Genomic DNA, 12,754 nt, shown 5'->3' with positions numbered 1-12,754 from the left:
GCGTGAAAGTCGCCGCAAAGGTCCTATTATTCCTTCGTCGCGGCGGTCTCGGCGAACTTATGGAGGTCTTGGTGCCGCAAGACTGCTTCCAGCATGTCGGGCAATCGGTTGGGTGTGCAGGCAAAACAAGGCATCCCCAGCTTGGCCAACTTGTTCGCCAGGTTTTCGTTGAACGACGGTTTCCCATGGTCCGAAATCGCCAGCAGGCCGATCGCGTGCAAACCACCTTCCAGCAGCGCTTCCATCTTCCGGACGAAACGGTTCTCGTTGGGGCTCGTGTCGTACAGATCGCCCAGGACGATATACAGCGTTTTGTCGGGCGTGTGCATGAAACGCTCGCAGTAGGATGTCGCCATCCAATAGTCCTCAGCACCACTAAGCTGGACACCAAACAGCAGGTCAACCGGATCGTGACAAAGCTCGGTCAGGTCGACCACTTCCTCATGATTGAATGCAACGACATGCGTTTCCACCGCAGGCATGCTCGCCAGGATCGCCCCCATGATGCCGCCGAAAATCAGCGACGAGTGCATTGAGCCTGACTGGTCCATCGCGATGATAATGTTCCAGTCGTTTTGCCGCTGCTGGCGACTGAAGAACGAGATCTGCTCAGGAATGATCGTCTTGACGGTTGGGTTGTAGTTCTTGATGTTCTGGCGGATTGTCCGCGGCCAGTCGAGATTTGGCAGGCTACGAAACGGCGAGTGGCGGTTGCGATTCAAGGCTCCGCGAACGGCTTGCACGAAGCGTTGTTCCAGCCGCTTGCGGATATCTTCCACGACGGTACGCACCAGCTCGCGTGCGGCGTCCTTGGCTTTCTCGGGCACCAGGTTCTTGAGCTGCAGAACGGTGCTGGCCAGATCAAGCGATGGTTCCACCTTCGACAAAATCTCTGGCTCGAAGAGCAGCTCTTTCATGCCACGTCGCTCGATCGCATCATGCTGGATTAGCGTCACGACATCAGTCGGAAAGAAGTTTCGGACCTGGTCGAGCCACTTGGCTACCTTCGGCGTGACGCGTCCTTTGATGCTCGAAGGCATACTCGACTTGTCCCCCTCGGCCCACTCTTCCTGCGAGAGCTCTTCGTCACCACCGCCGTAGATCTCGGCCAGGGCCGCATCCATTTCCATCTGCGTCGAAGAAAGCGTGCAGCCACCACCCATGTTCCCCAGCGTCTCTTGCGAGGCAGCACCCAGGATCAGTCGCCAGCGAGCGAGTTGTTCGGCATCCATAGTCAGTTCGCTCTTTACAGGTCGTCGAAATCGAAATCGTTCAGTTCATCGAGCTTGGCTTCCTCTTCTTCCGAAAGAGGTGCCTCGAGCAGCTCGGCCGCTTGATCTTTATTCAAGCCCCAGTGCTCGCCCAGGTTCTCGCAAATCTGGCGTCGTTCCCGCGGAAGGAACGTGCAGAAAGCCCTCCGCAGAAAGACCAACGCGCGGACAAATTGGTCGTCGTCCAGCGATGTAACATATTCGGCCAACTGCTCCCACAAGGTTTGTCGAGCCAGCAGTGCATAGCGATTCCGCTGAGCGAGACCTTCAAACCAGCCAGCGCCCAGGTCGGAAGGGACACCGGGAGAAAGCCGCCGCGAGACTTCTCGCGAAAGGGCTTCGTTCGGAATCAGTCCCCGTTCCAGCAAGATTGCGCAGGCATATCCCGAAAGTTGCGGGTTTCGATCGTCGGCGTCCGAAAGCAACCGCAGCTTGTCGACCCACATTGCTTCGTCGACGTGCTCGGAAAACTCGAGCGAGACCTGATTGATCAGGTCGATTGCGTGCCGCACTTCGACCGCCGCGGAATCGTCGCATCCGCACGAAGCAAACAGCGCCAATGACGCTTGAACGAATAGCTCTTCGATCAACGGAATCAGCGGCTGCGGATCGAATTGACGTACGCTGCCGTAGCGAACGACCAGCGACAGTTCGTACATGGCTCGAGCCAACGCTACAAGATCGGACGTCCCGGCGGCCAGTTCCTGCAAACGACGGCGAGCCTGATCCATCGCTTCCATCATTCCGCATTGGCAAGCTTTGTTGACCAGGACAGCAGCGTGGGCGATCGTCGTGCAGCGATCGAGCAGCGTGTTGAAGCGGAAGGCGGTCGCCAGCAGAATCGTCTCCCCTTCGAGCACCGCTTCGACCAGGGCGATTTCGCTTTCGGGCGTCCACTGAATCTCCCACTTTTCGGACCAGGTAGTCGCCGACTGTCGACTTGGTTGCAGCGAGGCGAAAGGAATATCCAGCATCAGCAAGCGATGCAGCAGTGACGAGCGATTCAAATCGAGGAACGCTGCCTCTTCGCTGTTGACCTGGCGATTCTCGCGAAGGTCGAGGTCGAGTGGCTGCGGAACGGCCGTCTTGTACTTGTTGAGCTTCAGCCGCTTTAGCTCACGCTCGAAGTCGGCCTGGATCGAAGTTTGGCTGACTCCTTCTGGCAACTCGCCAATCTCGGTACCGACATCGACGCGAACCAGGGCATCTTTGACCGTGACCAGTTCACCATGACCCAGCAAGGTGACGGCCGCGTCTCGCAGGTCGGAAAGAGTCGGCGCCTGACCTTCGTACAAAGCGGACAATGTCTCGGCGAGGCGAACCCCTTCGATCACCTCGGCCGTCGAGCGATGCGTTCCGCCGGCGCGAAGATGTGTTGCGACCTGCGATAGGTAGCGATGCGAAAGCCCCCTGACGTTCCCTTCGTTCAGCGAACTCCAGAGGAGTTCGAAGTAGGCAGGGGCCCTGTTGCCTGCTCCATAGCCCGATTGAGAAGAAAGCTTGAAATAAGAGTAAGGCATCAAGGTCAACTTGCTCGATCGCCGACGCAGCGATGCCAGCTCGTCGTCGGTCATGGCGGGCAAGTCGCCATGCAGTACCGGTGCGTGAAAGGCCCCTACTACGGCGACGATCTTTTCCGGAGGCGTTCCGGCCGCGATTGTCTCTTCGATTCGACGCCGCATGTACGCTTCACGAACGAGGTTCTCGGCCCGCCAACGTGGTTGGTCTTCTTCTAGGTCACGGACGGCCTGACCGAACTCAAACGAGGATCCTTGGTAACTTCCCTGGGCCGTGTTGTGCTCGAAGTAGCGTTCCCAATAGGTATCGAAATCGCTTTCGCCTGCCTGTTGGGCAACTTGTTGGTAGAGGGAAAGCTTGGGCTCTGGCTCGGCAAGATCGACTGGCTCCGGCGTTTCGGATTCCTTCGATTCTCTTTCAAGGGCTTCGCGGCGTTCTTTATCGCGCAGGTCGTACTCGGCGTCGAGCAGTCCGAGAAAGCATGCCGAAGGGAGATCGAAAAACTGAGCCTCCGCGCCGTTCTCCTTCGCCCACAAGATCGCTTGATACTCCGGGCTGTAGCGGGCAAACGGCGTCACGATCGTCCGGACCGGTAGTGAATCGGTATACGAAAGGATCGCAATCGGAGGGCGCGTATTCTTACGCGTCATGTCTTCGATCAACGGAGTCGCGTCGTCGATACCTTCCACGAGGACGACATCGGGTCGGATCTCGTCAAGGTAATGACGCAACTGCCACGCTCCCATGGGGGAGAGATGACGCACGCCGAAGACGTGGATCTTCCAACTCACGCGTTGTGCTCCGAACAGGCGTTGTACAGCGGACGCCAGGTCGTGCCTCGCTTCTTCAGGACATTGCTAAGATACTCTTGCCAGGCGATGCGGTCTTTCTCTTCGTCTTTGACGACCGCCCCTTGCAAACCTGCGGCGACGTCTTCGGCCGAAACGGTCCCGGTGCCGAAGCTGGCGGCCAAAGCCATGCTGTTGGCCAGCACCGAAATGGCCTCGGCCGTGGAAAGGACGCCGGACGGGGACTTCAGCTTGTTCTTGCCATCGAGTGTCTGGCCGCTGCGGAGTTCACGGAAGATGGTGACGACGTGTTCGATCGCATCCGCGGCGGGAAGTTCGGACTTCAGGGCCAGGTTCGAGGCCAACTCTTGAACACGTTTCCCGACGATCTCGATCTCGGTTTCAATCGAACTTGGCGTCGGCAGCACGATGATGTTGAAACGCCGTTTGAGGGCCGCCGACATATCGTTCACGCCGCGGTCCCGAGTATTGGCGGTAGCGATGATCGAAAAGCCCTTTTGCGCCGGGACTTCGACTGCCAGTTCGGGAACGGAAAGCCGCTTTTCGGAAAGGAGCGAGATCATGGCGTCTTGAACTTCGGACGCACAACGGGTGATTTCCTCGAAGCGGGCGAGCGTGCCTGATTCCATCGCGCGGAAGATTGGACTTTTAATCAACGCTTCGCGACTGGGGCCATGTGCGATCAGCATGGCGTAATTCCAGGTATAGCGGACCTGTTCTTCGGTCGTGCCTGCGGTGCCTTGAACCACCTTGGTCGAGTCGCCATTGATCGCGGCGGCAAGGTGTTCCGATAGCCAGCTTTTGGCGGTCCCTGGTTCGCCGATCAAGAGCAATGCACGATCGGTAACGAGCGTGGCAATCGCGATCTCGACCAGGCGATTGTGCCCGATATACTTCGGGGTGATGGTCAGCTTGCCTGCCTTGCCGCCGCAGATGTACGTATGCACCGCGCGGGCCGACATTTTCCAGCCGGGTGGCTTATCGTGCTTGTCTTCCTGAATGAGCGCTTCGATTTCCTCGGCATACATTTGCTCGGCCGGGGCCCGAAGGTCGCTGTTGGAATCGGAAGGAGATGTTGCTTTCGCCGTTGACTTTTTCGCCATGGGCGGGTCCTTGCGTCTGGAAGAGTTCGGTTGATGCGTTCAGGTCGAAGCGGATAAGCCAGTTAGCTTGCTTCGGATTTGTTTTTGAGTTCCGCGATGCTTTGAATCAGGCGATCTGCCATCGCGTCCGGCAGTTCGGCCAACAACGCCTCGAAGCGAGGAGCCTCCGATTTCGACAATCGCGGGATCAGATCAGAGATCATGTAGAAGTAGTAGGCGTGGCCCCACTTGACCATCGCGTGAATCGTTTCGATCACCAGGTCAACCTTTTGCGGGTGATCGGACCGCAATATGGCCGACAAGACGTCGCCGATTTGATAGTCCGGTCGCTTGGCGGATTTCAGCATCTTCTTCATCTCGGCCGCAAGGCGATCGTGCGATTTCTTATGCCCAGGGCGTGCCAGTGGAATCAGAAGGACCATCTCGTCATGCTTGAGCGCCAGATCGAGCCAACGCGGGTCGATCGCATCGCGTCGCGTGGCGATTTGATTCTCGGAAGTCCGATCGGTATGCCAATAGCGATGCCCATATTCGACGTGGTTGCGAATAGTGGTTGCGATTAGGTCTGCTTTATTACGAGCATCGCGTTTCTTGGTGGAAGCCGACTTGCCGTTCTCGATGTAGCCATGAAACAAGTCATAAAAGCGCTTTGGATTGTCGACCTGCATCGCGGCCATTACGGCGAGTTGGAGGCCTGTTTCGTCGAGGCTTGCGTGTTCCTGAATCAACAGTTCACGGGTCTGGTCGGTGCATTCATTCATCCGCTGCAAGATCTTCGGCTCGCTGCGATAGACGGTGTCTTTGCTTTCTGCCTTCGTAATTTGGTCGCGCTGACTGAAAAGCTCGATAAGTAACGCTTCGGTTTGGGGATCGGTTCGCTCGGCCAATGCATCGATCAAACCGCATAGTCGCTCGCATTCGTTGACATGCGGCTTTAACTTGCGGTCGGCCGGAGATGCCGTGGTGATCTTTTGGCTCGACTTGCGAATCTCGGAGATGATCGTTTCCAGGACATGCGGATGGCGACTGGTCAGCCCGCCACGGACATGGTTTAGCGACGCTTTGCCGGTGAGCCCTTGCACGATGACCTCGGCCGCTTCGGGGCTTTCGATCTCCGCAAGTGCGGTAAAAGCGGCGTCACGGACAGCGGCAGCCTTGGCCTTGGATTGTTCAATCAAAAACGGAAGATCGGTCGGCTCACGCAGTTTCGAGATCGCTTCGATCTTGACTTCTTTAGAGCCATCTTCCAGCGCCTCATGAATCAGGGGCTTGGTCCCTTCCGGATCGACGCGATGCAAGACCGACAGCCGACGGGCATCGGCCGCTTTGCCTTTCAGGTCGTATTTCTCGCGCAGCAGCGGAATGATCGCCATGCCATATTGCGGTAAGATCTTCTCTTCGACCAGATCGCTCACTTCGTGGTAAGTGCCATCGAGGGCGTCGATCGCTGATTCCAGCAAGCGAGGATCTGGGAAAGGTTCGCGCCGAAGCGACTCTTGGATTACCTCCAACCGACCCGAGCCTGCTTGCGTGAGTGCGATGTTTAACGTTTTCAAGATGCTCGATGGTGTCCTTTTTGGCAGGATGCCGGTGCCGACTAGGGTCACGGGCTCAAGCTCGCCTTCTAGACCGGTTTGGCCTTGCGTGTAAAGGATCGCGTTGACTAATGTGCTAAGGTCGAGCAGTGCTTCGGCGGATGTCTTCTCGGTGCTTTCGACTAACCGCGTGACCGCCTCGGCGACCTTCTTAAAGACGGGGGCCTTCTCGCCTGACTTCTCAAGCGGAGCAATCAATTTCTGCAGTCGGAAGTCACCACTGGCGACGCTACTTCCGGCGATGGAAAGGCGTCGGACTTCGTTATAGACCTGGCCGAGCACGGCGATACTCATCGGTTGGACTCCTACAAACCAATGCGGAAAACGAAGTTAGTACGTCAAGCGATGAATAGCGTCGCGGCTGACGATCGAGAGAGGTTTGATCTCGAGCTTGCGGGAATCGAGGTCGTGACGGAAGCGAGCGATCAGCGTTTGCTGTTGAAGCAAAGGCGGCGGAAGCATCGGCAGCAGACTGCACGTATTAGGCTCTTCATCCAAACCTTGTTCGGTCAACACCAGGCGTTCTCCCTTGGCATCGACGGCCACCAGCTTGTCGCCGATCTGACCAATCTGCTGATAATTGAGGGCATAGACTGGAAGGCGATCGGCGAGCGGGGACTTCAGTTGCGTCTTCACTTTCTTGATCACGTCGGCAAAGCTGGCATGGCCGAAGCTTTGGATCTTCGGGAAATCTCCACCGGCTAAGGGCCGCATTGTCATCGTTTCCCAACGAACACGCGGGTTCTCGTCGCCCGGGTAAACGCAAAGTTCGCTGACCTGGGCCACCTGAAAGAAGCTGTCTTCTTCCTTGATGTACTTCGCGGCGGAATAGGGGCGGAAGTTTTGGGTGAGCTGGATCGCTCCCGTTTTCAGGTTCATCCACGTACCGGTATCGACCCATTCGCGACGGGCGACATCGTCGTAGCTGTTGAACGATAGCTGAACCAGTTCGACATCGGTTTGCACCAGGCCGGCGTCTTTTAACTCGCGTAGTTGCCACGCGTGGCCCAGCCAGGCGGCAATGGCCGATTCGATCTCTGGGGCGAGTTCCGGATCATCCAGGCGCGAGTTCAGATAGTTGCGACCTTGTTTGACAAGCGAGTGCAAGCGGCCAAGTTGGTCGAGGGCTTCGCTGTAGATGCGTTCCTGCTGGGCAGAACTCTTCGCTTCGTCGTCGTTGAAGAACAGCTTCGTGTAATGGTGCAGGGCCGTTTGGGCCCCGGGCAGATAAGAATCCCCCAGACGCTTTGCTTGCTTCTCAATATCACGGGCCGACTTGGCGTTCATGTTGCCAATGCCAAGGCGAACCAGATCCAGCGTCAGTTTCTCGAGCAGATCGAGTCCTTCGAGTTGGGCTTTGATCTTCTTCGCGAGTGCCGACTTGTTGACCTTGCGGGGCTTGTCGGCGTCGACCTTCTTTTTCTCGGCCCGGACAGCGGCTTTCTCGCGTTTGCTGGCGAGCGATTCTGGGACTTCCGCCGGCGTGAACGATTTGCCATCGACATAGGCGTAAAGCAGGCCAAGCGAGTGCTTGCAGGGAAACTGTCGACTCGGACAACTGCAGCGATAGGTTACCGCGGCAGGATTCGTGAAGTCGGCAGAGCAGTGATAAGGAGTCTTGCCGCTTCCCTGGCATTCGCCGAACAACAACGTGTTGTCGTCGGAGTGATGCAGGGCAACGAACTTATTCTTCAAAACAAGACCACGACCGTTATTGGCAGCCGCCGCGTTGGGGGCTGCGGCAGCGATGAAATCTTCGTCGATCGATATCATTCCATCCATCCCACGCCATCGATAAGAAAAGACGTCCATCCAAGACGAACGCATTTTGGCCGGGTGGTGTACAGGAATCAAGTTAGGGGTGAAGGTTTGGTCAAACTTTACCAAACGTTCACCCCTTCAGGTTGTCAGACAAAATCTGTTATTCGTACGTCAACTGCGCCGACATAGTGGCATCGTTGGTCGACGTGAAACGGATCCAATAGCCTTGGACCTGCGAAGGAATCTCGTAGGTCTGCGGCTGGTTCGCTTCCAGCGAAAGCGTCTCGAACGTTTGCCAGTTGCCGGTCCCGTCGATGTCGACTTCCAGTTGAAGGTCGGTTGCCTTGTCGCTGCTTGCTGTCAGCGCACGCTGGTCGTAGCCAGTCAGCAGGTAAGGATCCGAAGCGACGCCTGCCTCTACGGCGGTCTCCTTCCAGGGGCCACCTTGGCCGACCGGCTTGCCCAGCTTCCAAAGGTCGTCGATCACCCCGGCCCAGACCGCCACGCGTCCATCTTCCGAGCGAATGATGTGCTCGCTTTCGGCGTTGGTATCAACCCCGGTCAAAACCATCATGCCGCGGTAGCTGCAATAGTCGTGGATAGCGAAAGGATGGCTGCAAATCGGACGAACCTTGGCGATTCCCCCGGCGTTTCGGGCCGGCAGTTCGTAAAAGCTGCCGCCGCAGTGAAGCAAGTCACGCTCGGTCGCGACTTCTCGTGAGATACGGACTGGCCCAAAGTCGCCGGACTTCGCGGCCGAAGTCTTCTGCTTGGGGAGCCGCCAGCGATTGCCGTTGTCGTCGATGTACAAGATCGAAGCATCGTCGATCGTCAGCACGTTTTCGGGAATGGCGATGTTGTCACGCGTCCACTTCAAGGCTGTTGCGTCCTTGATGTCGACCAGCTTCAAATCGCCGTCCAGTTCGTACATCCCTTCATGGACGACCTTACCATCTTCGACTTGCATTGCCGCGAAACCGAGGGTTTGCAGGCGGTCGCCACGTACCCGGACGAGTCCTTCGCTATAATTGACCGAATCGCCGGTGCGAACACCATTGAAGATCGCAGCGTCGGCTGGGTTCCGAATATCGTCGTTGCGATATTGGAATTGCGCGGTGGCTTGGTCGCAGGCCTGATCGGCGACGACTCGCAACCAGACGCCTGGTTCCTTCGCGTCTAACGCGTGCCAGACCGTTTCGCCTGCGGGCACCGTGATCTGCGTCAGCTCCGACCACTGGTCATTGCCTTCTCGGTCGACTTGCAGCGTAAAGGTCACCGGCTGCTTGTTGCCATGCAGCAGACAGAGCGAGCGATGCTGAAAGCCGGAAAACAGGAAAGGATCGGAAGGGTCGTTGGCCTGGACTGGATCGGCGGCCCAGACGCTGCCACGGCCCAGCGGTGCCCCCAACTGATCGAGGATGTCAGGCGAAGTGAACCAAAGGTTCGAGTGCGATTGGCCAGGCCCGGCGACTTTCCCTTTCACTTTTCGCGTGTTCAGAAATTCGCTCTGCGCGGCGTCGTCGCAGCCGAAAACCAGTTGATCATTCCAACGGCAATAATCGCCAATTACCTTCAAGTAGGTCGATCGTGGCGCGATGCCAGCCGAGTTCGCTTTGGTAAACGTTTTAGGAAATCGCCAGAACATGCCATGCATCGTCATGGCAAAGTCCTCTTCGCCGATGTCATGAATTCGTGGCCACTCGGTGTTCCAGCCGTGGGCTCCGTCGTAGCAGTGCGAAGCTTTTGGCAAGCGATAGCTGACCCACTCGCCGTCGTCCAGCAGCATCAAGATGAGCGAACGATGATCCCAGCCAATCGCCCAGACCGGGTCGGTTTCCGGATTCGGGTTGCCAAGCAGATCGCCAGGACCGCGAACGTCGGTGAATTGGTTTCTTCGCACGACATTCCAGGTCTTGCTCTTGCCATCCCATTCGGCGAGACAGCCGGAAGGAACGTCGGGGCGGGACTGAGCTTGTTTCGAGTATTCGCCGTTGTTGGCATAGATCAAACGCCCTTGGCCTGAGTAAAGCCCTTTGCCGTGATAGCCGGGTAGCGCAGCGAAGGGAACTTCGTAAGCGGTGGGATCGGGGCCCAGTTTGCTGCCGTGCGACTGATCGTCTTGAAACAGCGGAGTCACCTCCAGCGAGTTCATGTCGACTTCATAGAGCCCTTCTTCCATGGTCGCGTAATAGACCTTATTCGCCGGGTCGAACAGGTGGCGCGCGTTGCCGGTGAGACGACCTGGAATCGCTTCTGGCGTCAGTACACGAACGTTGCCTTCATGGCTGATCACGTACGGACCAATCAGCAGTTGATTTGTTTCGCGGTGAATCATCCGATTGGCAGGCGTACCACCGACGCTATCGGCGAACGGCTCGAGCTGCATATCCTTTGTCACCGAGTACAACTTGTCGGAAGATCCCTTGGGTGAATGAGGACTGTAGGTGATCACCCACAACTTGCCTGCCCACGGAACGACCGCGCCAGTGCCACACTCGCCAAGGTTATTCCAGTAAGCCAGGTTCGGGTAGATTCCGCTGATACTTCGCGGTGGTTGCGCTGAAGCTGGACCAGGGCAAACAGCCGCACAAACTAGTGCCACGACAGCGAGCGTCGTAGCGATATGCATCTTTTGCATGGGTTGGGCATCCATGGGGGTAGGGGACAAGTCGCGACGACTAATCGCTTAAAATCAATCGCAGCGTCGGAGGTGGTAAAGTGGGGTGAAGCGAGCCGGCAAAGCCATGCACCAGCGCACCGCTGATGGCTTCGCGCGTCTGGGGGACGAGGACGATCGTCACGCGACCGTCCGTATCAGAACGGATCGTTTCCGCAAGATCGTTCGAGTCGATACGGAACGTACCTTGCTTCTGTCCGCGAGGAATCGTGAACTGGCCAACCAGGCGGGCAGCTTCCGCGGCAAGCTGATTGCCAGCGTCGATATTGGCCGGGGCATTCTCCCAGGTCAGCGTCTCCGGCTGCCAGTCGTCGAGCTGATCGCCCGTGAGGACATAAACCGCGAAAGTGGCATCAGGCATGCGCGAGGCAAAGCCAATGCCGGTGGGGGCCGCGGTAATGTCGAAGGTGGCTTCACTCACTTGCGAAAGATCGATTTCGGTGAGATCGAACTGCAGGTAGATCTTGCGGTCAAAGCCAGAGAACCCTTCTTTGGCGAGCTTGATCATCAGCAGATCTTCGGGGCCATAACGCAGCTCGGCGTCGCGGATGATCCATTGATCTTTCCCGCCGCCGGTTGCTGTCGTGACTTGGACTTGCGGCTTCGGGGCAGGGGGTGCGGAATCGCTGGTGAGAAAGGCTTCGTTAACGTCGGCAAACTTCGCCACACCATCAGCCGAGATCGTCGCGGTTTCCGATTGTTTGACAGAAAGACGCGTGCCGGATGCACGATGCTCGACATCGACCAGCCCCTCGAAGACCTGCATGCTGGAAAGACCTTCGTCCGAGACATTCACGCCGAAACTCGTTCCCTGATCGATCAGCACCGCGTCCGGAGTGTCGACCCGAAAGCCTTGTGACTCTGGCGTAATGGTTGCCACCAGCTTGCCGTGAACGAGTCGGCAATGCATTGCGTCGAGAATCTCGAGCTCAGCAGGGCCTTCGATCTCGACGGTCGCGCCGTTGTCGAAAGCGAACCGAGCGATGCCGTCGGCAAGCTGAACATGGCCAGCGCCGATGCGGGATTCGTTCCAGGTAGGGATCGAAGCCGACACCCAGTGACTTCCAGGGGTGGTCGAAATCGCGGCGAAGGTTGACGAAGCGCTTTCGCCGGGCAGAAGCTGAAACAAAAGCAGCAGCGACAAGGCAAGGGCGGCGACCGCCACGGAGACGCCTGAAATCAAAGTGGAAGTCGGACGACGATCGGCGACGGATGAAGAGCCTTGCGAGCGGCGTGCAGTCGATGGAGTCTCTACCGACGTTCCCAGATGCTGGAGAGAGGCATTCAAGTGCGAAAGCTCGATAAACTGCCGACGTAGTTCCGGCGAGGCCAGGCAGAGCGTTTCCAGTCGCGAAAGTTCTTCGGCCGTGATCTGACCGTCGAAGAGCTTATCGCTCAGACGTCGGAGTTCCAGGGAACCGTCGCTCATGCGGTTTCCTCCGCAATCAGTTTCTTATCGACGCATTGCTGAAGTGTGTTTCTCACTCGGCTGAGCAGGCGATAGACTGCGTCGATGCTCCGTTGAGTTTGCTTTGCGATCTCGTCGACCGCTTGTCCCGCAGAATAGCGATACGCGATCAATTGCCGATGATGGTCGGGCAGATCAGCCAGACAATCGTTCAGCAGTTGATAGCGGTGATGCAACTGCTCTTCCTGGGCATCCAGATCATGGGCCAACGCTTCAAGGAACTCGTCCGAGAACTGCAGGCGATCCCGCTGCTGTTTCTTCCGCCATGCTCGTACCTGATTGAGGGCAACCGTGCAGCTCCAAGCGACAAAGTTCGTGCCGTGCTCGAAGCGATCGAACTCGCGCCACAGCACGAGCATCGTTTCCTGAAAGATGTCGTCGGCCGCACTCTGATCAGGGACCAACGTCTTCAGATAGATCGCAATCCGTTGCTGGTTCTGGGCGAAGAGCTGGACGAAACGGGCATCACGCTCGGAACTCGCTTCCGAGGAAGTGCTGGGCGTCGGCTGTTCGGAATTTGGCATCATGTGGACTCCAATAAAGAAGAGCCAA

8 protein-coding genes are annotated in these 12,754 nt (G+C 57.4%); all 8 read right to left on the bottom strand.

The window, feature by feature from the left end; genetic code table 11:
* Positions 1-26: 26 nt before the first annotated feature.
* The 8 genes from AB1L30_RS23465 to AB1L30_RS23430 all read right to left on the bottom strand — a co-directional run bounded on the left by AB1L30_RS23465 (position 27) and on the right by AB1L30_RS23430 (position 12,729).
* Positions 27-1,232 carry a VWA domain-containing protein gene (locus tag AB1L30_RS23465; RefSeq protein ID WP_367016569.1) on the bottom strand — a complete coding sequence of 402 codons (1,206 nt, stop codon included), beginning with the start codon at positions 1,230-1,232 and terminating at the stop codon, positions 27-29.
* 14 nt (positions 1,233-1,246) lie between these two features.
* Positions 1,247-3,580, bottom strand: coding sequence for a DUF5682 family protein (locus tag AB1L30_RS23460; protein WP_367016568.1), 2,334 nt, complete (start codon positions 3,578-3,580; stop codon positions 1,247-1,249).
* Positions 3,577-4,701 (bottom strand): AAA family ATPase, encoded by a 1,125-nt coding sequence (locus AB1L30_RS23455; protein WP_367016566.1) that lies wholly within the window; start codon positions 4,699-4,701, stop codon positions 3,577-3,579. The genes AB1L30_RS23460 and AB1L30_RS23455 overlap by 4 nt, the downstream gene beginning before the upstream one ends.
* A gap of 62 nt (positions 4,702-4,763) precedes the next feature.
* Positions 4,764-6,590, bottom strand: a complete 1,827-nt coding sequence (locus AB1L30_RS23450; RefSeq protein WP_367016564.1) for a hypothetical protein — start codon at positions 6,588-6,590, stop codon at positions 4,764-4,766.
* 36 nt (positions 6,591-6,626) lie between these two features.
* Positions 6,627-8,069, bottom strand: a complete 1,443-nt coding sequence (locus AB1L30_RS23445; protein WP_367016562.1) for an SWIM zinc finger family protein — start codon at positions 8,067-8,069, stop codon at positions 6,627-6,629.
* Between the two features lie 148 nt (positions 8,070-8,217).
* On the bottom strand, positions 8,218-10,695 hold the full coding sequence (locus AB1L30_RS23440; protein ID WP_367016560.1) for a hypothetical protein: 2,478 nt from the start codon (positions 10,693-10,695) through the stop codon (positions 8,218-8,220).
* Between the two features lie 40 nt (positions 10,696-10,735).
* Complete coding sequence (locus AB1L30_RS23435) at positions 10,736-12,163, bottom strand: DNRLRE domain-containing protein (RefSeq protein WP_367016558.1); 1,428 nt, start codon at positions 12,161-12,163, stop codon at positions 10,736-10,738.
* The gene (locus tag AB1L30_RS23430) at positions 12,160-12,729 is read right to left on the bottom strand and encodes a sigma-70 family RNA polymerase sigma factor (RefSeq protein WP_367016556.1); all 570 of its coding nucleotides are present in this window, start codon (positions 12,727-12,729) and stop codon (positions 12,160-12,162) included. Before AB1L30_RS23430 ends, AB1L30_RS23435 begins: the two co-directional genes overlap by 4 nt.
* Positions 12,730-12,754 lie beyond the last annotated feature (25 nt).

The organism is Bremerella sp. JC817, assembly GCF_040718835.1.
Taxonomy (GTDB): domain Bacteria; phylum Planctomycetota; class Planctomycetia; order Pirellulales; family Pirellulaceae; genus Bremerella.
This window is presented reverse-complemented; position numbering and strand designations above follow the sequence as displayed.